Below are 21,584 nucleotides of genomic sequence, written 5' to 3'. Positions count from 1 at the left end.
ATAGTGTTCTCATCGTAAGAGAATCACATTTTCTAACGGGAGAACAAGTCATGGTCGACCTGGAGATGGACGCGGGATTGGCGGTCGTAACCATCAATCGCCCCCATGCCCGCAATGCCATCGCGCCCGCCACGATGGACCAACTGGAGAAAGCGATCGATGCCGCCGCCGAGGCGCGGGCGCTGGTCGTCACCGGGGCGGGGGATCGCGCTTTCGTCTCCGGCGGAGACCTCGAGGAGCTGGCCGCCCTGCGCACCGAGGAACAGGCGGCGGAGATGGCCCGGCGGATGCGCGGCATCTGCGACCGTCTCGCCGCGTTCCCCGGTCCGGTGATCGCCGCGCTCAACGGGCACGCCCTCGGCGGCGGGGCCGAGGTCGCGGTGGCCGCGGATATCCGGATCGCGGCCGAGGACATCAGGATCGGGTTCAATCAGGTGTCGCTGGCGATCATGCCCGCGTGGGGCGGCGCCGAGCGGCTCGCCCGGCTGGTCGGGCCGGGGCGGGCGCTGATGCTCGCGGGCGCGGGGACGGTCATCGACGCGCCGTCCGCCGAGCGGATCGGGCTGGTGGACAAGGTCTTCCCCCGCGGCGAATTCGACAAGGGCTGGCGCGCCGTCGCCCGGTCGCTGGCGTCCGCGCCCGCGGGGGCGATCAAGCGCGTGGTCGGCGGTGTCGAGCCGGAAGAGGCCATCGCCGCGTTCGCGCGGCTCTGGGTGACCGATGAGCACTGGCGAGCCGCCGACCGAGTGATGAACCGCGCCAAGTGATTCGGGAGGTAGCCAGGTGGGTCGGGGGTGTGAGGCGGGCGTCCGTGAGATCTTTATGTGATGTAGATCACATAGGCGAGATTCGTAAGCTAGGTATCGCAGATGCGAGAACCAACTTACGGTGTGATCGGTAGGTTTCCGGCGGACCGGTGCGGTCCTTCGTCGCAGGCCCTGACATACCGCGGGCTCCCCGGATCGACCCTCTCGGCTCGGCGCGCGGCCGCCGTCGAGCCGACGGCCTCGGCGATCCCGGTGTCGCGCGGGTGGCAGGTGCCCGTGTGCCGAAATCGGGTCGGGCCTGCCTTTCTGCACGTTCGATAGCGGGATGAGTGACCATGGCCAGACGATCCGTCGATTCCGTTGACCGAGGTGTTCGGGAATTTCAATCCGTCACGCGCTGGCGGGCCCACGCGCGACGGCATCCGCTGCGCTACCGGCTGGCGATCGTGGCACCCAGCGCGGTCGAAGTGATCCGCCACGCCGGTGGGTGGCTGTTCGACCGGACGACCGCGGGGTGGGAGGTGACGGTGCTGGTCGCCGACCATGCCGATGTGCGCCCGCTGCGGATCCTCGGGGCCACCGTGCTCGATCTGGAGCAGTCGCTGACCGCGCCGGTGCACGACACCTGGCCGACGGCCGTGGCCGTCGCCGCGGAGATCTACCGCGGCGACGCTCGCGTGCGCGGCGGGGTGCTCGACTGCCTCGACCGCGGGCTCACCGAGGTCGCGCTGTGGGGAGCGGATCTGCCGGCCGAGCTCGATCATCGGGTGTTCCCGGCGCATCATCGGATGAGTTCAGCCGCAAGGGCTTTCAAGTCCTGCGCGCTCACCGCGGCGGGTCTGCCCGCCGAGGTGGGCGGAGCGAGGGAGGCGTTCCGGACCGGCGGACTGCGACCGTCGACCTACCGGTGCGAGGTGGACCTGGTTCCGGCCTGACCGGCGGCCACCGGTCAGGCGGTGCCCGCTGCGGCCTCGCCGCGCTCGCCTTCTAGCCGATCGATCTCCCGCTCGACCAAGGCGAACGCTTCGGCGTGCCCACCGGACATGCCCAGCTCCCGCTCCAGCACGACGACTCGGGAGACGCTGGTCATCAGCACCGCCATGGCCGCGGGCGGAAAGCGCGCGGTGTCGAATTCGTAGTCGTTCAGAATTCGTCGCAGGACGTCCGTTTGAATGGCGCGGAACCGCTCGGCGTAGTCCGCCACCGCCTCCCGTATCGCGGGCCGGTGATTGGACAGGCCGACGAATTCCATGGTGAAACGCACCGCGGCCGGATCGGTGCTGAAATCCCACAGCGCGCGCAGCGGCTTGTCCGTTTTCATCATCTCCGCCTGGAGCTCGAGTCCCTGCTCGGCGCGGCGGGTGAATATCTCCAGCAGCAGTTCGTCCATGGACCGGAAGTAATAGTGCACCAGTTGCGGCTTGAGTCCGGCGCGATCGGCCACCCTGCGGGAGGTCACCGCGGCCCATCCCTCCTCCAGCAGAAGCTGCTCGGCGGCGTCGATCAAGACGCCGCGATTCCTGGCGTCGGGTGCTCCGATCCTGCGCGGCGATGGCATCCGCCGGCCTCCTTCGGGAAATTGGTCATGGGATCCACGCATTATCGTAGTACGGGGGGTTATCGCTGTTGACGCGTGCTCCTTGCGCATGCTATGCATGTGCACAGCATCTTGCTGAGCGCCCGCTCGGCATGTGGTATCGGCGCTGTTCAGGCCAGTATTGGTGGAGAGATGCCGCGACGAGCACGACAGGTGGTCACGATTCCGCGAAGGGTCGCGGTAATGCTTGGCGTATTCCGTTGCGAGCGTGGAATTCCACGCAGCGGGCTGATCGCACAATCGAGAACGCGTGTTCCCGGGTAGCGATTCGGGAACGCGCCGCAACGTCGAAGATTCGAGTGGCGGGAAATGTCCTGCCGCTCCATTTGTGCTGTCCTTTCGCCCGCTCCCGGCGTTGTGTCAATGCTTTTCCTCCGCTATTGACTCGTGATGTGGCGGCGCGCACAATAGCGATGTGACGCTTCGTTGCCGGAGCGGGCACTCGGGGCGAGATTCGAGTCGGGTAGGCGGGCCGACGTCTCGGGGCGCATATCCGATCCTTCGGAAGCGCGGCAGTCACTGAACCGTTTCACTGTTCGGCCATTCCTCCGACACGCGCAATTCGTGCGGAACGCAATTATTCCAGATTGTTCCGCCGCGGCGGCCGATGGATTGCCGGACCCGTAGAGTTTCGAGATCGACGATGATTCACCGAGCAGGCCACGCGCGGGAGAACGCGCGCGTCGTCGCGGGCGGCGGCGCGTCGTCGCAGCGGTGGGCCACCCGGGAGATCACCGCGTGGTGGCGCGGCTATCTGCGCCGGCATCCGATCACGGCCCTGGAAACCGTCGGCGGCCAGTTCGTTCTGGGTGTGCGCGCGGTGCAGTACCTGTGCGTGGACGTGGTCACCGGACGGTTCGCGTTCGCGGAGTTCGTCCGGCAGGCGGCGTTCATGGCCTCGGCGGCCGTGCTGCCGACCATCTTCGTGTCGCTGCCGATCGGGGTGACGCTGTCGATCCAATTCGGCCTGCTGGCCGGGCAGGTCGGCGCGACCTCGCTGGCGGGCGCCGCGAGCGGTTTGGCGGTCATCCGCCAAGGCGCGCCGATGGTGGCCGCGCTGCTCATGGCCGCGGCGGTCGGCTCGGCGATCTGCGCAGACCTCGGCTCCCGCAAGATCAGGGACGAACTGGACGCGATGGAGGTGATGGGCGTCTCGGTGGTGCGGCGGCTGGTCGTGCCGCGCCTGGCCGCCGCGGTGGTGGTGGGCGTGTCGCTGACCGGCGTCGTGTGCTTCGTCGGCTTCCTGGCCGGATACCTGTTCAACGTCTTCGTGCAGAGCGGTGCCCCCGGTAGTTTCGTGACCACCTTCGCGTCGTTCGCGACGGTGAGCGATCTGGTGCTCACGCTGTTCAAGGCCGTGGTGTACGGCGCCATCGTGGCCGTGGTCGCGTGTGAGAAGGGCTTGTCCACCAAGGGCGGCCCCGCGGGGGTCGCCAACTCGGTCAACTCGACCGTCGTGGCGTCGATCCTGCTGCTGATGACGGTGAACGTCGCCGTCACGCAGCTGTCGCTGCTCCTGCTGCCGCGGCAGGGACTGTGATGGCCGCGCCCTACCGCCCACCGGGGACGCGCCTGGCGCTGCGCGGATTCACCCAGCTGGCCACGGCGGTCATGCGCCTCGGGCACATGATGACGTTCTTCCTGCGCGCGTCGTTCTCGATCCCGGTCATGGTGCGCCACTATCGAACCGAGTTCGTGCGCATCCTGTCCGATGTCACGTGGGGCAACGGTTCGATCGTCGTCGGTGGCGGGACCGCGGGCGTCATCATCGTGCTCGGCGCCGCGGGCGGGGCGATCGTGGGCCTGGAAGGCTACAACGCCTTGCATCTGCTCGGCATGGAGCCGACCGTCGGGCTGATCGCCTCCACCGCGTCCACCCGTGAGCTGGCTCCGATCATGGCCTCGCTGGCGTTCGCGGCCCAGGCGGGCTGCCGTTTCACCGCGCAATTGGGCGCCATGGGCATCGCCGAGGAGATCGAGGCGATGGAATCGATGGGTATCCGCTCCATCCCTTACCTGGTCAGTACCCGGATACTGGCCTCGGTACTGGCGATGATCCCGCTGTACGTGGTGTGCCTGGCGGTGAACTACCTGGCGGTGCGCGTGGTGGTCGGCCTGTCCGGCGGGCTGTCCGCGGGCACCTACGAGCACTACTTCCAACTGGTGCTCAACGGGCCGGACATCGTCTACTCGCTGCTCAAGGCGGTGGTCTTCGTCGTGCTCACCTCGACGGTCCAGTGCTACTACGGCTTCTACGCCGCCGGCGGCCCGCAAGGCGTCGGCATCGCCGCCGGACGGGCGATGCGCGCGGCGATCTCGCTGATGATCATCGTCAATCTGCTGCTCACCGTGGCGCTGTGGGGCATCGGCGCCAGTGCCAGGCTCGGAGGCTGACCGTGTCGATCCTGTTCGAGAAAGACGGGCGTGGCCCCTCGGCGCTCGCGCTGTTCGTGCGCGGACTGGTGCTCGTCGTGCTCACGGTGGCGGTGGTATCGGCGCTGTTGCTGAAGTCCACCGGCCGCTTCGACGACAAGGTGGAGGTCACCGCGCTGCTGGAACAACTCGGCGACGGGTTGCCCGCCCGATCGGACGTGAAGTTCCGCGGAATGCTGGTCGGCCGTGTGGCCGAGGTCGCGCCATCCACCGGTCCCAACCGCGTGCGGTTGCTGCTCGATCCGGCTGCCGCGCAGCGGATTCCGCGCACGGTGACCGCGCGGGTCGTCCCGAGCAATGTCTTCGCCGTGTCCTCGATCCAATTGGTGGACAACGGCCCCGGGCCCGCCTTGCCTCCGCATGCCGAAATCCGTCAGGACCACAGCCTCTCGACAGTGCAATTGCAGACCGCGCTCACCAAACTGCGCGAGATCATCGCCGGTACAGCGCGGATCGGCGCGAGCAACACCGTGGGCGTGCTCGCCGCGGTCGCGACGGCGACCGACCGGCGTGGTGCCGACCTGGTCACGGCCGGAGCCCGGCTCGAGCGCATCACCAAGGAATTCGACGCGCTGCTCACCCCCGACGGCGGGCCACCGACACTGACCCTGCTGGCCGACGCCGTGCGCGAACTGAACGCCTCCGCACCCGATCTGCTCGACGCGCTGCACCACGCCGTCACGCCCATGCGCACCTTCGCCGAGCGGAACCAGCAGCTCGTCGGCCTCCTGTCGGCTGGAGAAACGACCCTGTCCACGGTCGGCGACGCGCTGGACCGGCGCACCGATCAGATCGTCACCGTGGCGGATCAGATGGGGCCGGTCCTGCACATCTTCGGCGAAGGGGCGCCGGCTTTCGCGCCCATCGTGGTCCGGATCAAGAAACTGTCCGACCTGTGGTTCACCGAGTTCTGGAACGAGGACAGCCCCCGCGGACGGGGCAAGTTCCAGTTCCGGTTCACCCCGCATACTCCGTACACCCGGGCGGATTGCCCGCGCTACGGCGAACTGGCCGGTCCCAGTTGCAGCACCGCGCCGGCCTCCGTACCCATCGAGGAGTTGCCACCCGCGATGGACCCGCGGACCTACCCGCCGCCTCCGGCCCTGCCCGCGGATCTTCAGGAGCTGATCCGCCGGGTGCTCACCGGAGAAGCCAATGGCGCCGAATCGATCCTCGCACCGTTGCTGGGTGACGGTCCGTTCCCCACGGGAGGTGCCCGATGAGTTACCGGCGATCCCTGATCGGCGTGAGCTTGTTCGTCACCGTCGCCGTCGCGCTGCTCTGGGTCACCTTCGTGACCCTGCATCGCGGGATCGACGGCGGGACGCACCCGTATTCGGCGGTGTTCAGCGACGTGAGCGGATTGCGGGCGGGTGACGACGTGCGCATGGCCGGTGTCCGGGTCGGCCGGGTCGACAAGATCGAACTGGACGGCACGCGGGCAAGGGTGCGGTTCCGGGTCGAGGCCGCGCAGCGGCTGACCGGCGACACCAAGGCATCGATCACCTACCAGAACGTGATCGGCCAGCGATATCTCGGTCTGTTCCCGGCCGATTTCGGTGATCCGGCGCCGCTGCGTCCCGGCGGGGAGATCCCGCTCGCGCGCACCGAGCCGTCGTTCGACATCTCCGCGCTGCTCAACGGATTCGAGCCGCTGTTCGGTGGACTCGACCCGAAACAGGTCGACAACGTGACCGGCGCCCTGATCAAGGCGCTGCAAGGCGACAACACCTCGGTGGTGCTGCTGATCGAACAGGTCTCCTCGCTGGCTCGGTCGCTCGCCGGACCCGATCAGGTGCTCGGCGCGGTCATCACCGGTCTGAACCAGGTGGTGGGTGACCTGGCGGTGCACAGCGGGGAAGTCGGCTCGCTCATCACGCGGGCGCGCGCGATCATCGACGGGCTCACACTGCACCGCGACGAGTTGCTCGGCACGCTGAGCACCGCGGCGACGGTCACCGACCGCATGGCGGGCGTGGTCGAAGGCGTGCAGCCCCAGCTCGACGAAATGCTGTCGCGCGAACCCGGTTTCACCAGGCATTTCCAAGAGAACAAGGCGAACTTCGCCTACCTCGGGTTCAACCTTCCGGCCCTGATGAAGGGCCTGGCCAGGGTGAGTCAGGAAGGGGCCTATCTCAACACCTACCTGTGCAACTTCGGCGTCGACCTGTTTCCCAGCCTCACGACGCTGGTGCCCACGATCGTGGGGCTGGCGTCGGCGACCGGGAAGCCCCAGCAATCACCGATCTGCGGGTGAAAGTATGAGACTGAAAAAGATTGCCAGACAGGCTGTCCGGACGCTTCGGCAGCCGATCGAGTCGCATCGGCGCAGCGTGCTGGGCGTGGGGGCGCTGGCGGTATTGCTGACAGTGCTCGCCGCCGCGCTCGGCGTCAACGCCATCGGCGTCGGCAAAGTGGCCTACGAGATCGAATTCGCCCAGGCCGCAGGCCTCCGGCCGGGCGACTCGGTGACCATCGCCGGGGTGCCGGTCGGGCGGGTCCAAGCGCAACGGCTGGCCGGTGATCACGTGGTGGTCACCGTGGACGTCGACGAGAACGTGGCGCTCGGGTCGGAGACCGGCGCGGCCGTCAAGCTGACCACCTTGCTCGGCGCCCGGTATGTCGAATTGCGACCGGCCGGGCCCGGTTCGCTGCCCGGCCGCCGGATCGCGTCGCGCCGCACTGCCGTCCCTTACGACCTGCAACAGGCGCTGGAGAACGCGACGGTCACCTTCGAGCAGATCGACACCGAGCAGATCCGCAAGTCGCTGGACAGTCTGGCCGGACAGTTGCGTGGCGTGCCCACGGTGCTGCCGGGACTGCTGGAGAACATGCGGGCGCTGTCGGCGATCATCGGCGACCGTCGCGGTGAGCTGGGCGCGTTGCCGGCCGGCATCCGGCGGTTGACCACGGTGGTGACCGAACAGCGGGCCGACCTGGCCGCCATCACAGCGCAGGGCCGTGATCTGCTCACCGAGATCGTCGCCCGCCGCGCCGCGATCGAACGGCTGATGGACGGTACCCGGCGTCTGGCCGACCAGCTCCGCGTGCTCGTGGTCGAGGACCGGCCGAAGCTCGACGAGCTGATCACCGGTTTGAACGGCCTGCTCGGCAGTCTCGCCCGCAACGACCAACTGCTGCGCAACACCTTGGAGATCCTGCCCGTCCCGGTGCGCAATTTCGCCAACGCCTCCGGCACCGGGAACGAGGTCGACTTCACCGCCCCGGCCGGGCCGCTGGTCGACTCCTGGATGTGCGCCATCGGCAGCCGTGCCCAGCAGATCGATCTGCCGCCCTACTTCGAGGACTGCAAATGAGAGCGACAAGCGTTCTGATCCGTCTGGTCGCGGTGCTGGTCGTCGGCGCAGTGGCCGGATGCGCCGGTGACGCGGTGGCCCTGCGGGACGCGGACAAGACGGTGATCGCCTCGTTCGACAACGGGGCCGGGCTCTACGTGGGCAACGCGGTGGCCGTGCTCGGCATGCCGGTCGGCGAGGTCACCGCGGTGCGACCGCGCGGCTCACACGTCGAGGTGACGATGCGAATAGAGGCCGGCGTCGACATCCCCGCGGACGCGAAAGCCGTCACCCTGTCGACCTCGGTGCTCACCGACCGGCACGTCGAGTTCACCCCGCCCTACCGCGGCGGCCCCACGCTGGCCGACGGCGCCCGGATCGGCCTCGATCGGACGAGGACGCCGGTCGAGTTCGACCGCCTGCTCGGCGCCGCCGACCGGATGGCGGGGGAACTGAAAGGCGAACAGCCGGGCGAGGGACCGATCGCCGAACTGCTCGGTGTCTCCGCGGCGATCATCACCGGCAGCGGTCCGCAGCTGCGCCAGACCATGGACGCACTGGCCACCGCGCTGCGCGTGGGAGACGACGACGGCGCCGCGGTGCGCGACGACGTCACCCGGATCATGGACCAGCTGGCCGTGCTGGTGCGCGCCGTCGCCGACAACGAGGGAGTGATCCGCGATTTCGGCACCGCCACCGGGCAGTTGAGTGACCTGCTGGCCGATCTGAACATCGGGGCGGGGGATACCGGCGCGCAGATCAACCAGATCCTGGTGCAGGCGGACGATCTGCTCACGCACAACGCGGAAAGCATCCGGTCCACGCTGACCGACGCGAACACGGTGACCCGTGCGCTCGCCGACTACCGGCGCGAGCTCGCCGAGTTCATCGACCTGACCCCGCTGCTGCTGAACAACGCCTACCGAGCGGTCGATTTCGAGTATCGCGGCGTGCGCGTGCACGCGCTGCTGGACAAGGTGTTCTTCGACAGCCAGCTCGTCAAAGAGGTGTGCAACATCCTCGGCCTGCGCCAACTCGGCTGCGCGACGGGCACTTTGCGGGACTTCGGGCCGGATTTCGGGATCACCGACATGCTCGACGCGATGTCGAGGTTGCCGCGATGAGCGCCCGCGAGCGAGGCCTTCGCGCCGTCGCGCTCACCGCGGTGGCGCTGGCGGCGAGCACGGCGTGTTCGGTCGGCCTGGAGGACCTTCCGCTGCCCGCACCCGGCGTCGGCGGCAACGGTTACACCATCCACGCCGACTTCGCCAACGCGCTGAATCTCCCCGCCAAGGCGAAGGTTCGGCTCGCCGGAGCGGATGTCGGTGAAGTGACCGGCATGGCGGTGCGCGATTACACCGCGGTGGTGACCATGAGCATCGAGCAAGGCGTGGTCCTGCCGCTCGGGACGCGCGCGGAATTGCGTACCGCCACCCCGCTGGGCGATGTCTTCGTCTCGCTCACCGCACCGGTCGACGCCACACCGGCGACCCCGGCCCTGCGCGACGGTGACAGCATCGCCCGGGATGCCACCGCGGCCGCCGCCACCATCGAGGAACTGCTGACCACGGCCGCACTGCTGGTGAACGGCGGTGCGATCCGCGATCTCACCGCCCTCGTCAACGGTCTGGGGCAGGCGGTCGGCGACCGCGGCGACCGGGTGGGCGCCCTGATCGCGCAGTCCACCCGCGTGGTGCAGGCCCTGGCCGCCCGCTCGGAGGACATTCGCACCACCCTGGTCCAGATCGACCAGCTCACCCAGCGGTTGCACGTCCAGCGCGGAACGATCGACGAGGTGATCTCCGCGGCCGGGCCCGCGCTGACCACCCTCCAGGACAACGCGAGCCGAGCGCTGGCCCTGGTCCGCCGGGTGGATCAGATCAGCAGGCAGCTCGAGAAGTTCCCCGGCTTGAACGGCGCGGCCACCACCGGCATGGTCGCCGACATCAACCGGATCGCGGCCGGGCTCGACGCCGCGGCGACCGATCCGAACGCGAGCGTGGCGGCGATGAACGCGCTGCTCGGACCGGTCATCGCCGTCACGAGCAGCACCTCGGCAAGCGTCGACGCCGACATGCGCGATCTCGCGCTCGGCGTATTCCCCGACCCGAACCACCCCGGCGACCCGCACAGTCGCGTGCCGGACGCCCGGGACTGGGAAGCGTTCGCCGGCAGCCTCACCTACACGCTGCTGAAGCTGCAGCAACGGGTGACCGGGGGCGGACGATGAGCATCCGGTGGCGCGCGGCGGGCGCGACGGCATGGGAAGCGGCCGCGCGCGTGCTGGTGACGACCGTGCGCGCGGGACGTGCCGAGCGCTCGGCCCTCGCCGCGGGCGCGCTCGTGCTCACCCTCGTGACGGGCGTGGGTTATCTGGTGTTCGGCGCGCTCGGCGTCGATCCGACGGCCGCCACCATCACGGTGCGGGTGCATCTCGCCGACTCCGGCGGTCTGCTGGCCGGCCGCCAGGTCACGCTGCGCGGGGTGCCGATCGGACGGGTCGAGTCGGTAGAGCTGACCAGCACCGGCTTGGTCGCGGTCGCCGCCGTCGACGCGGACACCCCGGTGCCCGCCGACGGGGAGGTCCGCGTGGCGAGCCTCTCGATGGCGGGCGAGCAGTACCTGGACTTCCGTCCCACCCGCGACGGGGGACCGTATCTCGTCGACGGCGCCGAGGTCGCGGTCGACCGCACCAGCACACCCACTCCGCTGTGGAAGACGCTCACCGCGCTGGATTCGACGCTGGCCCAGGTCGACCCGGCCGAACTGGCGGCCGTCGTGGACGAACTCGGCGTGAGCCAGGAGGGGCCGGGCAAGCTGGCCGGCATCATCGACGGCGGCATGTTCCTGATATCCACGTTGGATTCGGTGCTTCCGCAGACGGTGAGCCTGCTGCGCGACAGCCGTTCGGTGCTGGCGACGATCAGCGACTTCGGTCCCGGACTCGGCAGATTCGCGGGCAACGCGAACGCGCTGCTGAGCGGCGTCGAGCAGAAGTCGGGTGGCTACGCCGAATTGCTCGGCGCCACACCGGGAACCTTGCGGGCGCTGGACGCCGTGCTCGCGCAGAACTCGGCCACAGGCTCCGCGCTGCTGGAGAACCTGGCGGTGGTGGCCGACGTCACCTCGAAGCGAGTGCCCGCTTTCCACGAGTTCTTCTTCCCGACCGAACGCGCAGGCTCGACGCTGGACGGGATAGCCGTGGCGTTCCACGACGGCGGCGTATGGGGATTGGTGAATCTGTACCCGCGCTACACATGCGACTACGATCTGCCGCGGCGCCCGCCCTCCTTGCCGGACTTTCCCGAGCCGTACCTGTACACGTCGTGCCCGAACCACGATCCCTCCGTACTGATCCGCGGCGCGCGCAACGCGCCGCGCCCGCCGGGGGAGCAGATTCCGGACGGCCCGCCGCCGGGCGTGCGGGCCGACCAGCAGGCCACCCCGACGCCTATCGGGCCGCTGTCGCTTCCCCTCACATTCGCGGGACCGCCGTTGCCGCCCGCACCACCCGCTCCGCGGCGATGACCGACCGTCAGTCGAAACCCACACCCGAGGAAACATCATGAGCCACAGCGATACCGAGACATCGGTAGCGACGAAGGAGAAGCCGCCGACCGACCGGGACGAGGTCGCGGAGACGGCCGTCCCGGACGATGCCACCGAGCCCGCCGCGGCCGGCTCGGTGGCCGAGCCGCGGCCGAATCGGCTGTCGCGGGTCGTCCCGCTGATCCGGCGGGGACTACCGCCCCTCGCGGCGGTGGTCGCGGTCGCGGCGATCGTTGCGGCGGTCGTGCTGGGCTGGCAGCTGAAGAAGGAACGCGACGTCGACGCCGCGGCGGAAGCCGGGCTCGCCGCGGCACGGTCGTACGCGGTGACGCTGACCAGCGTCGACTCCGGCACGCTGGACCGCGATTTCGCCGCCGTACTCGACGGGTCCACGGGCGAGTTCCGCGATATGTACACCCGCTCCAGCGGCCAGTTGCGGCAACTGCTGCTGGACAACAAGGCGACCGGCAAGGGAACGGTGCTCGACGCCGCGGTGAAGTCGGCCTCCGAGACCGAGGTCGAAGTCCTGCTGTTCATCGACCAGACGGTGACCAACACCGCCTCGGCCGATCCGCGGGTCGACCGCAGCAGGGTCGAGATGACCATGGAACTGGTCGACGGCCGCTGGCTGGCCAGCCGCGTCTACCTGCCCTGATCACCCTCGCCATGCGTCCCGGGATGCCCTGCGCACCAGAGAGAATAATATTCTCCCAGCGAGAGAATAATGTTATCATTTGTTCCGGCAGCTATCACTCCAGGAGTGCTCCCCATGACTGACTTCGACTCGGTCGACTACTTCACCGATCCGGCCGTGGTTCCGGATCCGCATCCGTATTTCGACCACCTGCGGGCCAAATGCCCGGTGACGCAGGAGTCGCGCTACGGGGTCTACGCCGTCACCGGTTACGAGGAGTCGACGCAAGTGCTGAAGAACGCCGACGTCTTCTCCTCGGCGATCGCCGTGGGCGGTCCGTTCCCGCCGTTGCCGTTCGAAGTCGAGGGCGACGACATCACCGAGCTGATCGAGCGGCACCGCAGCCGGTTGCCGATGTTCGAGCACATGGTGACGATGGATCCGCCGCAGCACACCTACGCGCGCTCGCTGCTGAACCGCTTGCTGACCCCGGCGCGGTTGAAGGAGAACGAGGACTTCATGTGGCGGCTGGCCGACCGCCAGCTCGACGAGTTCCTCGAGCGCGGACGGTGCGAATTCCTCGCTGAATACGCCAAGCCGTTCTCGTTGCTTGTCGTGGCCGACATGCTGGGCGTGCCCGAGGAGGATCACGAGCAGTTCCGCGTCGTCCTGGGCGCGGAGCGGCCAGGAACGCGGGTCGGCGCGCTGGACAAGGAAATCGTGGCGAGCAATCCGCTGGAGTGGCTGGACGAGAAGTTCAGCGCCTACATCAGCGACCGCAGGCGCGAACCGCGCGACGACGTCCTGACATCGCTGGCGCTGGCGAAGTACCCCGACGGCTCCACACCCGAGGTCATCGACGTGGTGCGATCCGCGACATTCCTGTTCGGCGCGGGACAGGAGACCACGGCGAAAATGCTGGGCGCGTCGTTGCGGATTCTGGGCGACCATCCCGAAGTGCAGGAGCAACTGCGCGCCGACCGCAGCCTGATCCCGGTGTTCATCGAGGAGGCGCTGCGCCTGGATTCGCCGGTGAAGAGCGGTTTCCGCTTGGCGAAGCGCGCGACGATCGTCGGTGACGTCGACATCCCGGTGGGGTCGACGGTGATGGTCTGTCCCGGCGCCGCCAATCGCGACCCGCGGCGCTTCGAGAAGCCGCACGAGTTCCGGTTGGACCGTAGCAATTTTCGCGAGCACATGGCGTTCGGACGGGGCGTGCATTCCTGCCCCGGCGGCCCGCTGGCCCGCGTCGAGGGCCGCGTGTCCATCGAACGGATCCTGGACCGGATGCTCGACATCGCCATCGACGAGGAACGCCACGGTCCGGCCGGGGAACGCCGTTACAACTACGAGCCGACCTACATCCTGCGCGGGCTCACCGATCTGCACATCACCTTCACGCCCAATCCCTGACCGCGAGCGTAAAGCTCTCGCTCACCGCGGTTTCACGAACCAGCTGTCTCGGCGGCACGACGAATAGAGGTAATCATGACCGGACGGGTCGAAGGAAAGGTCGCGTTCATCACCGGTGCGGCACGCGGCCAGGGCCGCAGCCACGCGGTGCGGCTGGCGCAGGAAGGCGCCGACATCATCGCCGTCGACGTCTGCAAGCAACTGGACAACGTGCCGTTCCCGATGTCCACCCCCGAAGACCTCGCGACCACGGCCGATCTGGTCAAGGCCGAAGGCAGGCGCGTGTTCACCGCCGAAGTGGACGTGCGCGACTACGCCGCGCTGAAGACCGCCGTGGACTCCGGGGTCGAGCAGCTCGGGCGGCTGGACGTCATCGTCGCGAACGCGGGCATCGGAAACGAGGGCGGGCAACTGCTCGACCTCGAGGAGAACCTGTGGGACGACATGATCGACGTCAACCTCGGCGGGGTGTGGAAAACGGTGAAAGCCGGTGCGCCTCATCTGATCGCGGGTGGCCGCGGTGGCTCGATCGTGCTCACCAGTTCGGTGGGCGGGCTCAAGGCGTACCCGAACGTGGGTCACTACGTCGCCGCCAAGCACGGCGTCGTCGGTCTGATGCGCACCTTCGCCGTGGAACTCGGTCAGCATTCGATCCGGGTAAACTCGGTGCACCCGACGCACGTCAACACGCCGATGGTGATGAACGAGGGCACCTACAAGCTGTTCCGTCCGGATCTGGAGAACCCGGGCCCGGCCGACCTCGAGCCGATCTGCCGGATGTTCCACACCTTGCCCATCCCGTGGGTCGAGCCGGTCGACATCAGCAACGCGGTGCTCTACCTGGCCTCCGATGAATCCCGTTTCGTCACCGGAGTTCCGCTGCCCATCGACGCGGGCAGCATGCTCAAGTAGCAGGCGGCGGAGCCGGTTCCCCGGTGAGCGTGTGCGACTTGGTGGCTGGAGGGCTTTCATTCTCTGCCCGGGGGAGTACGCGCAGGCGCTACGCCGGGTGACGGCGGGTCGCCGTGCCCAGACGCGACCACTCGGCGGCGGCGCCGGGAAGAAGGAACTAGATGACCCGTACCGAGCACGATTCGATCCATCCTGGTGCCGATGCGGCGAGCGCGCCGAAGGTATCCGCCGAATCGTCTTTGACTCGGATGCTCGAGATCTTCGACGTCGTTCCCGTCGGCGAAGACACCTTCACCGGCGCCGGTGACGGCGGATCACGCAAGGTGGTCGACGGCACCCAACTGCTCGCCCAATCCATCGTCGCGGTCGCGAAAAGGCTGCCGGGCAAGGCGATTCGGTCGGCGCACGCCATCTTCACCCGCGTGGCGGACCCGGAGGAGCCCGTGGAGTTCCGTGTCGAGGTGACCCACGAGGGGCGCTCGATCGCCGCGGCGGCGGTGACGGTGCGGCAGAACGGTCGCCGCTGCGCCTCGGTCTCGGTTCTCGCCGACGTACCCGCATCGGACGTCATACGGCATCACGCGCCACGTCCGCGGGTCGCCGGGCCGGCCGCGTCCATCGCGGCCGATATGCCGATGGCGGGCCGCGAACTGCGGATCGTGGATGTCACCGACGTCAACGATCCCGCGGAGGTCGGCCCGCCCGAATTGTTCGCATGGCTGCGCTACGAACCTATCCCGGTCCGCGCGGATCTCGCCAAAGCCTTGATCGCCCACTTCACCGGTCACCTGTCGGTGTCGGCGACCATGCGCGCGCACGCCGGTGTCGGCACCAGTCAGGCGCACCACAGCCTCTCCACCGCGGTCATCACCGTGACGGTGAGTTTCCACGAGCCGGTCGGATGGGAGGGCTGGCTGCTCTACTCCCACGAGAGCACGCAGGTGGGGGCGGGCATGTCCTATGTCCGGGGGCAGGTGCACTCCGAGGACGGCCGGCTGATCGCCTCGTTCACGCAGGAGGCGATGATCCGCCCGCTGCAAGGGGAGCATGCCGCGATCCCCGTGGACGCACGGCTGTGAACATCGCGGGCCATCGGGAAGGATCTCCGAATGGGTGAACAGTCGGCAGGCCTCGAACTCTCCGGTTTCGCGGCCAGACCCGACTATCGCGTCGACATCCACCGCCGCCGCAATCTCGTCACGGCGCGGTTCGGCGAGCTTCTTCTGGCCGAGACGACTCGGTCGTTGCTCGTCGACGAACAGGACCACGGTCTGGTGTTCTATTTCCCCCGCGAGGACCTGCGCGTCGAATTGCGGCGCGACGACGCTCGCGTCAGCCGATGCCCGTTCAAAGGGCAGGCGACCTACTGGCGCTTCGACGGAGACGGCGACGAGGCCGTGTGCTGGAGCTATGACGACCCGATCGATCACGTGGCGCGCCTGAGCGGCCATGTCGCCTTCTATCAGGACAGGGTGTGGGTCCGTGTCGGCGTGGCGACGCCCGCGGTGCTGGGCGTAACGGCCCGGAGCCAGGGCATCGTCACTCCCACTCGCGTCGGAGAGTGAAATTCTCCTATTCGAGAATTTCTATTCCATAGGGCGGCGACGACCTCTATGCTGAGCAGGTGCCGAAGAGGTCTGCGTTGAGAGTCGTCCAGTGGACCACCGGCAATGTCGGGAAGAGTTCGGTTCGGGCGATCGCCGCCAATCCCACGCTCGAACTCGTCGGCTGCTACGCGTGGTCGCCGGACAAGGTGGGCCGCGACGTCGGCGAGTTGTGCGGAATCGAGCCCCTGGGCATCGCGGCCACCGACGACGTCGACGCGCTGCTGGCGCTGCGACCGGATTGCGTCGTCTACAACCCGATGTGGATCGACGTGGACGAGTTGGTCCGCATCCTGTCCGCGGGTGTCGACGTCGTCGCGACCGCTTCCTTCATCACCGGCCACAACCAGGGCGATGGTCGCGACCGGATCGCCGAGGCGTGCCGTCGCGGCGGGTCGACCATGTTCGGCTCCGGCATCAGCCCCGGCTACATCAACCTGCTGGCCATCCTGTCGGCCGCCATCTGCGACCGGGTCGACAAGGTGACCATCAGCGAGGCGGCCGACACCACGTTCTACGACTCGCCGGAAACCGAGAAGCCGGTGGGATTCGGCAGGCCGATCGACGATCCCGGCCTGCCCGCGATGACCGCCGGCGGCACGGGTGTCTTCGGCGAGGCCGTCCGGCTGATCGGCGACGCACTCGGCGTCGAACTGGACGAGGTGCGCTGCGACGCGGAATACGCCGGCACCACAACCGATCTCGACCTCGGATCGTGGGCCATCCCGGCGGGATGCGTCGCCGGTGTGCACGCGAGCTGGAAGGGCCGCATCGCGGACCGGACCGTTGTCGAGATCGACCTGCGCTGGCGCAAAGGGCAGACGCTCGAGCCCGACTGGAAGATCGATCAGGACGGCTGGGTCCTGCAGGTCGACGGCCGCCCGACGGTGAAGAACGTCGTCAGCTTCCTGCCGCCGCCGGATTTCCATGCCGAGACGATCGCCGATTTCATGACGCTCGGGCACATCATGACCGCCATGCCGGTCATCAATGCAATTCCCGGCGTCGTCGCGGCGGCGCCGGGCATCGTGACCTACAACGACCTGCCGCTCACCCTGCCGCGCGGCGTCGTGCCGCAGGGCTGAGGCGGTCGCACTCCGTCCGCGGCGCGGGCTCACAGCTGCGGCATCACCTCCGTGGCGAACAGTTCCATCGTCGCCGCGGCCTGCTTCGCGCCGACCATGAACACGAACGAGGAGATGCCCTGCCGGGCCCGTTCGCCGAGCCGGTCCACCAGCATGGCCGGAGTTCCGATGTAGCCCTCCTCGACCCCGAACGCCTCGTCGGCGAAGCGACGGCCGACACGGGCGCGCAGTTCCGGAAGGCCCCGTTCGCGTGGGGCCACCGCGAGGACGGCCTGGTGTGATCTGCGGATCGTGCTCGGGTCGCCGTCGATACGAGCGCATTCCGCCTCCAGCGCCGCGGTGAGTGCCACCCAGTCGCGCAGGCCATAGGTAGGCACATTCCATACGTCGGCATAACGTGCGACCAGCGGAATCGTGTACTTCGGTCCGGCGCCTCCGATGTGGATCGGGGGACGTGGCCGCTGAAGTGGTTTCGGCGAGTTGGGGATATCGGTCACCCGATAGTGACGGCCCTCGAACGACGTATGGTCGCCCGTGAACATCCGGGTGATGATCTCGAGCGCTTCACCGAGGCGCTCCGATCGCTCAGCGGCCGACCCCCACGGCAAGCCCGCTTTTCGATGCTCGTCCGCTATCGAACCGCTGCCCACGCCGAATGCCAGCCGTCCGCCGGAGATCAGGTCGAGCGTGGTGGCCATCCGTCCCAGCAGCACGGGGTGCCGGAAGTTGTTGCACAGCACCAGCGCGCCGACGCGCAGGCTCGTCGTGCCGGCGAGCAGCGCCGTAGCGGTCGTCCACGCTTCCAGCGCGGGGTGGTCGGGAAGCCCTGGAGAGTAGAGGTGGTCGAACAGCCACAGTGTGCCGAAGCCCGTGCGCTCGGCCGTGCGCGCGAGGTCGAGCAGCGTGCCGTAGTCCGCGACGATCTGCGGGATGTAGATCCCGAACTCGGGTTCGGCCTGCACCGGACCACCTCCGAACCAATTGTGACCTGTGCTACAGATCCGAGCACTACCGGACATGTGTGTCCGGTTATATTACTGTCCCGTAGCGGCCGTGGTCGGCCGCGCGAGATCCGAGCTCGCGTCTGATCTTCGAGGGTGTGTGATGTCAGCAATTTCGCGCCGGTCACTGTTGACCGGAGCAGCCGCGGCGGGCGGCCTCCTGGTCGCCTCGCGCTACGCGAACACGACGAGTCCGATTGCCGCGCGGGTGAACAGCGTTCCGCTCACCCGCGAGGAACACCGGGTGGTCGTCATCGGATCAGGGTTCGGCGGTGGCGTCACCGCACTGCGCCTGGCCGAGGCCGGAGTCCGGGTCCTGGTGCTCGAACGCGGCCTGCGCTGGCCGACCGGCCCGAACGCCGAAACCTTCCCGCGCGCATCGGCGCTGGACAAACGGGTGCTCTGGTACAAGTCCAGCCCGGTGTTGTTCGGCAAGCCATTGGTTTTCGAGCCGTACACCGGCCTCGTCGAAGCGGTGCCCGGTACCAATATGACCGCGCTGTGCGCGGCGGGCGTCGGCGGGGGATCGCTGGTCTACCAAGGTATGTCCCTGCAACCGGCGCGGGAGGTGTTCGATGCCCACTTCCCCGAGGCCCTGGACTGGGCGACCATGGATCGGGTGCACTACCCGCGGGTGGCGCGCATGCTCGGCTTGGCCGTGGCCCCGGACGAGCTGATCGCCAGTCCCAACTACGCGGCCTCACGGGTCTTCGCCGAGCACGTGCGGCGCGCCGGCCTTCCGCTGTCGAAGATCCCGATGCCCATCGACTGGAACTTCGCCTTGGCCGAACTCCGGGGCGAGATGAAGCCTTCCTACACCAACGGCGACGGCGCCATGGGGGTGAACAACGGCGGCAAGCATTCGGTCGACGTCACCTACATCGCCGCCGCCGAGGCGACCGGCCTGGTGACGGTCGAGCCGCTGCATCAGGTCACCGATGTCGAGCGGGCCTCCGACGGCAGGTGGATCGTCCACGTCGAGCGCCTCGACACCAGCGGCGCCGTGCTGGAGAACAAGATCATCACCACCGGTGCGCTGGTGCTGGCGGCCGGAAGCCTGAACACCACGAGGCTGCTGGTGCGCGCCTCGGCGAAAGGCCTGATCCCCGATATGCCCGACGGACTCGGGCAGGGCTGGGGCACCAACGCCGACCGCATCTACCTGTGGACCGATCCGACCGCGAGTTTCGGTACCGAGCAGGGCGGCCCGGTCGTCTACGGAAGCAAGATCTGGTCCGACCCGCACTCCGCCCACACCCTGATCCAGGCGTCCGTCCCGCCGCTGGGCGCCGACGCCGGCAGCACCATGATGGTCGGGTACGGCGTCAGCGACGGCCGCGGGCACTTCGTCTACGACGCGGCCCGCGACGATGCCATCTTGCAGTGGCCGCAGGACGGTGACAGCTACATCCAGGACAACTACATCGGCCCCGCCGCACACCGGATCGCCGGTCCCGGAAGCATTCTCACCGACACCAACTTGTTGTTCCCCTCGACCTGGCACCCCTTGGGCGGCGCCAGCATGGGGGCCGTCTGCGATCTGGAGGGCCGGGTGCACGGCCAGCAGGGCCTGTACGTGCTCGACGGTGCGCTCATGCCAGGCAACACCGCGGCCTGCAACCCGTCGATGACCATCGCCGCGGTCGCCGAGCGCGCCTTGGACAACTTGGTCGCACAAGACGTCGGCACGGTGATCTGACCGTGTGCGCCGCGCCCGCAGCGCTGCTCAATCACCGGGCAGCACCGGGCGCACCGCCGTGGCTTCGGGGCCGCGCTTGCGCATGGTGGCGGTGAACACCACGGGCTGGCCCGCGTGCAGCGCTTTGTATCCGGTGGTCTCGATGCTGGTGTACTCGACGAAGACCTGCGTGGGATCGTCGGCGGGCTGCAGGAATCCGAAGCCCTTCTCGACGTTGAACCAGACCACCGTGCCGCGGCGCCAGTATTGCGCCGCGCCACGGTGGCGGTGGGGCTGATCGGTCACGAAGTCGAGGATAAGGGCCGGATCACGCGGCGCCGCGGCGCACCGGATCGGAGTGCATGATCCGTCGCCACCAGGCGTCCAGCGGGCTCGGGTCGGGCCAGACGACCGCGGCTTCGGAGGAAACCCCGGCTGCGGCCTCGCTCGCCGCGAGGTTGGGGTGGCGCGATTCGGTTGATGCCATGATCGGATGCTCCATCAGGTGTTCCCTGCGTAGGAAAGCTGCCGCGCGACAACGTTTTCCATGCCTCGGCAGGGCGCGGGCCCGGAATCCCGGGCCCGCCAGGAAGGGGAAGATGACACTCGTCGCGGATTGGTTCCGAGATCACTGGCTTCGACATCACCTCACTTGGCGATTCCGGTGGAGATGCGCGATCGGATCGGGCTTCTCAGGCGTCGATCGCCTTGTGCCCGTTCCCGCGACCGATCTCGATCTTGCGCGGCTTGGCCTTCTCGGCCACCGGAATCGTGAGGCGGAGCACGCCGTCGGTGTAGTCGGCGCGAATCTTGTCGGTGTCGAGGTTGTCGCCCAGGAACAGTTGACGGCTGAACACGCCGCGGGCGCGTTCCGCGGCGATCATCTCCCGCCCCGAGTCGAGTTCGGGACGACGCGCGCGCACGGTCACCACATTGCGCTCGATGTCCAGATCGAGGGATTCGGGGTCGATGCCGGGCAGGTCGAACTCCACGACGAACTCCTCGCCCGCGCGCCAGGCGTCCATCGGCATCACCGCTGGATGCGCCTTCGTGCCGAACACCTGCTGCGTCAGACGGTCCAGATCGCGGAACGGATCGGTGCGCATCAGCATGGTCGCCACCTCCAACTCACTCCATTCTCCGTAGTAGGGTCCAGATAACCTCTGTCATCTGGCATAGATTTTTTGTACCACCCGATGAAGTTGAGTGCAAGGCGCTAAACTAGGAAATCTCTTGTCGAAAGTGAAGTGAGGATGGATGGCGCAGGAGAGGGGTGACTCGGGGCATCTGCCGGATCCCGGCCAAGCGGTGTACGGGATCTCGGTGGCCGCCGGGCTGGCCGGAATCGGTGTGCAGACGCTCAGGCTCTACGAGCGGCACGGGTTGCTGAGTCCCGCACGCAGCGACGGGGGCACCCGCCGCTACAGCGGCAACGATCTGGCCAGACTGCGGCGGATCACCGATCTGGTCGCCACGGGCGTGAATCTCGCGGGCATCCGCCGCATCCTCGACCTGGAGGATGCGAACGCCGACCTGCACGCGGACAACGACCGGTTGCAGGCCGACAACATCCGCCTGCGGGACGCGCGAGACAAGCGGCCCGGCCCGGCGTAGG

Annotated in this window: 23 protein-coding genes; 18 read left to right on the top strand and 5 right to left on the bottom strand. The window is 68.2% G+C overall.

From position 1 onward, the window contains the following. The first annotated feature begins 50 nt into the window (after positions 1-50). Together ACH49X_RS00535 and ACH49X_RS00530 are read left to right on the top strand one after the other, a co-directional pair. The gene (locus tag ACH49X_RS00535; RefSeq protein WP_195079944.1) at positions 51-767 is read left to right on the top strand and encodes an enoyl-CoA hydratase/isomerase family protein; all 717 of its coding nucleotides are present in this window, start codon (positions 51-53) and stop codon (positions 765-767) included. A gap of 425 nt (positions 768-1,192) precedes the next feature. Next, on the top strand, positions 1,193-1,702 hold the full coding sequence (locus ACH49X_RS00530; RefSeq protein WP_195080288.1) for a hypothetical protein: 510 nt from the start codon (positions 1,193-1,195) through the stop codon (positions 1,700-1,702). 14 nt (positions 1,703-1,716) lie between these two features. Here ACH49X_RS00530 and ACH49X_RS00525 read toward each other — a convergent pair whose 3' ends face one another. Further along, positions 1,717-2,325 (bottom strand): helix-turn-helix domain-containing protein, encoded by a 609-nt coding sequence (locus ACH49X_RS00525; RefSeq protein WP_357208873.1) that lies wholly within the window; start codon positions 2,323-2,325, stop codon positions 1,717-1,719. 682 nt (positions 2,326-3,007) lie between these two features. On the opposite strand from ACH49X_RS00525, the gene ACH49X_RS00520 reads away from it, so the two are divergent. The 14 genes from ACH49X_RS00520 to ACH49X_RS00455 all read left to right on the top strand — a co-directional run bounded on the left by ACH49X_RS00520 (position 3,008) and on the right by ACH49X_RS00455 (position 17,290). Then, the gene (locus tag ACH49X_RS00520) at positions 3,008-3,904 is read left to right on the top strand and encodes an ABC transporter permease (protein WP_195079942.1); all 897 of its coding nucleotides are present in this window, start codon (positions 3,008-3,010) and stop codon (positions 3,902-3,904) included. Further along, positions 3,904-4,758, top strand: coding sequence for an ABC transporter permease (locus ACH49X_RS00515; protein WP_195079941.1), 855 nt, complete (start codon positions 3,904-3,906; stop codon positions 4,756-4,758). Before ACH49X_RS00520 ends, ACH49X_RS00515 begins: the two co-directional genes overlap by 1 nt. Positions 4,759-4,760: 2 nt before the next feature. Then, the gene (locus ACH49X_RS00510; protein WP_357208875.1) at positions 4,761-6,020 is read left to right on the top strand and encodes an MCE family protein; all 1,260 of its coding nucleotides are present in this window, start codon (positions 4,761-4,763) and stop codon (positions 6,018-6,020) included. Then, on the top strand, positions 6,017-7,054 hold the full coding sequence (locus ACH49X_RS00505; protein ID WP_195079939.1) for an MlaD family protein: 1,038 nt from the start codon (positions 6,017-6,019) through the stop codon (positions 7,052-7,054). Before ACH49X_RS00510 ends, ACH49X_RS00505 begins: the two co-directional genes overlap by 4 nt. 4 nt (positions 7,055-7,058) lie before the next feature. Next, positions 7,059-8,114, top strand: a complete 1,056-nt coding sequence (locus ACH49X_RS00500; protein ID WP_195079938.1) for an MCE family protein — start codon at positions 7,059-7,061, stop codon at positions 8,112-8,114. Then, positions 8,111-9,217 carry an MCE family protein gene (locus ACH49X_RS00495; RefSeq protein ID WP_195079937.1) on the top strand — a complete coding sequence of 369 codons (1,107 nt, stop codon included), beginning with the start codon at positions 8,111-8,113 and terminating at the stop codon, positions 9,215-9,217. Before ACH49X_RS00500 ends, ACH49X_RS00495 begins: the two co-directional genes overlap by 4 nt. Then, positions 9,214-10,323, top strand: a complete 1,110-nt coding sequence (locus ACH49X_RS00490) for an MlaD family protein (RefSeq protein WP_195079936.1) — start codon at positions 9,214-9,216, stop codon at positions 10,321-10,323. Before ACH49X_RS00495 ends, ACH49X_RS00490 begins: the two co-directional genes overlap by 4 nt. After that, a complete protein-coding gene (locus tag ACH49X_RS00485; RefSeq protein WP_195079935.1) occupies positions 10,320-11,621 on the top strand; it encodes an MlaD family protein in 1,302 nt (433 codons plus the stop codon). Before ACH49X_RS00490 ends, ACH49X_RS00485 begins: the two co-directional genes overlap by 4 nt. Before the next feature lie 37 nt (positions 11,622-11,658). Next, a complete protein-coding gene (locus ACH49X_RS00480) occupies positions 11,659-12,297 on the top strand; it encodes a hypothetical protein (RefSeq protein WP_195079934.1) in 639 nt (212 codons plus the stop codon). 114 nt (positions 12,298-12,411) lie between these two features. Then, on the top strand, positions 12,412-13,689 hold the full coding sequence (locus ACH49X_RS00475; protein ID WP_357208877.1) for a cytochrome P450: 1,278 nt from the start codon (positions 12,412-12,414) through the stop codon (positions 13,687-13,689). Between the two features lie 75 nt (positions 13,690-13,764). Continuing rightward, on the top strand, positions 13,765-14,601 hold the full coding sequence (locus ACH49X_RS00470; RefSeq protein WP_043691371.1) for a mycofactocin-coupled SDR family oxidoreductase: 837 nt from the start codon (positions 13,765-13,767) through the stop codon (positions 14,599-14,601). 248 nt (positions 14,602-14,849) lie between these two features. Further along, positions 14,850-15,680 carry an acyl-CoA thioesterase domain-containing protein gene (locus tag ACH49X_RS00465; RefSeq protein ID WP_357106013.1) on the top strand — a complete coding sequence of 277 codons (831 nt, stop codon included), beginning with the start codon at positions 14,850-14,852 and terminating at the stop codon, positions 15,678-15,680. Between the two features lie 30 nt (positions 15,681-15,710). Continuing rightward, complete coding sequence (locus ACH49X_RS00460; RefSeq protein WP_195079931.1) at positions 15,711-16,166, top strand: DUF427 domain-containing protein; 456 nt, start codon at positions 15,711-15,713, stop codon at positions 16,164-16,166. Positions 16,167-16,225: 59 nt separating this feature from the next. After that, positions 16,226-17,290, top strand: coding sequence for a dihydrodipicolinate reductase (locus ACH49X_RS00455; protein ID WP_357208879.1), 1,065 nt, complete (start codon positions 16,226-16,228; stop codon positions 17,288-17,290). A gap of 29 nt (positions 17,291-17,319) precedes the next feature. On the opposite strand, the gene ACH49X_RS00450 is transcribed toward ACH49X_RS00455, so the two are convergent. Then, positions 17,320-18,252: an LLM class flavin-dependent oxidoreductase gene (locus tag ACH49X_RS00450; protein ID WP_357208881.1), complete on the bottom strand. Its 933-nt coding sequence runs from the start codon at positions 18,250-18,252 to the stop codon at positions 17,320-17,322. A 142-nt stretch (positions 18,253-18,394) separates the two neighbouring features. On the opposite strand from ACH49X_RS00450, the gene ACH49X_RS00445 reads away from it, so the two are divergent. Further along, on the top strand, positions 18,395-19,990 hold the full coding sequence (locus tag ACH49X_RS00445) for a GMC oxidoreductase (RefSeq protein ID WP_195079928.1): 1,596 nt from the start codon (positions 18,395-18,397) through the stop codon (positions 19,988-19,990). Between the two features lie 27 nt (positions 19,991-20,017). Here the strand turns inward: ACH49X_RS00445 and ACH49X_RS00440 are convergent, their stop codons facing one another. The 3 genes from ACH49X_RS00440 to ACH49X_RS00430 all read right to left on the bottom strand — a co-directional run bounded on the left by ACH49X_RS00440 (position 20,018) and on the right by ACH49X_RS00430 (position 21,081). After that, the gene (locus ACH49X_RS00440) at positions 20,018-20,275 is read right to left on the bottom strand and encodes a cold-shock protein (protein WP_195079927.1); all 258 of its coding nucleotides are present in this window, start codon (positions 20,273-20,275) and stop codon (positions 20,018-20,020) included. Positions 20,276-20,297: 22 nt separating this feature from the next. After that, a complete protein-coding gene (locus ACH49X_RS00435) occupies positions 20,298-20,456 on the bottom strand; it encodes a hypothetical protein (protein ID WP_195079926.1) in 159 nt (52 codons plus the stop codon). Positions 20,457-20,661: 205 nt separating this feature from the next. Next, positions 20,662-21,081, bottom strand: coding sequence for an Hsp20/alpha crystallin family protein (locus tag ACH49X_RS00430; protein WP_067807801.1), 420 nt, complete (start codon positions 21,079-21,081; stop codon positions 20,662-20,664). A 145-nt stretch (positions 21,082-21,226) separates the two neighbouring features. Between ACH49X_RS00430 and ACH49X_RS00425 the strand changes: the two genes are divergently transcribed. After that, a complete protein-coding gene (locus ACH49X_RS00425; RefSeq protein WP_195079925.1) occupies positions 21,227-21,583 on the top strand; it encodes a MerR family transcriptional regulator in 357 nt (118 codons plus the stop codon). Position 21,584 lies beyond the last annotated feature (1 nt).

Source organism: Nocardia sp. NPDC019323, from assembly GCF_044389845.1.
Classification (GTDB): Bacteria; Actinomycetota; Actinomycetes; order Mycobacteriales; family Mycobacteriaceae; genus Nocardia; species Nocardia implantans.
This window is presented reverse-complemented; position numbering and strand designations above follow the sequence as displayed.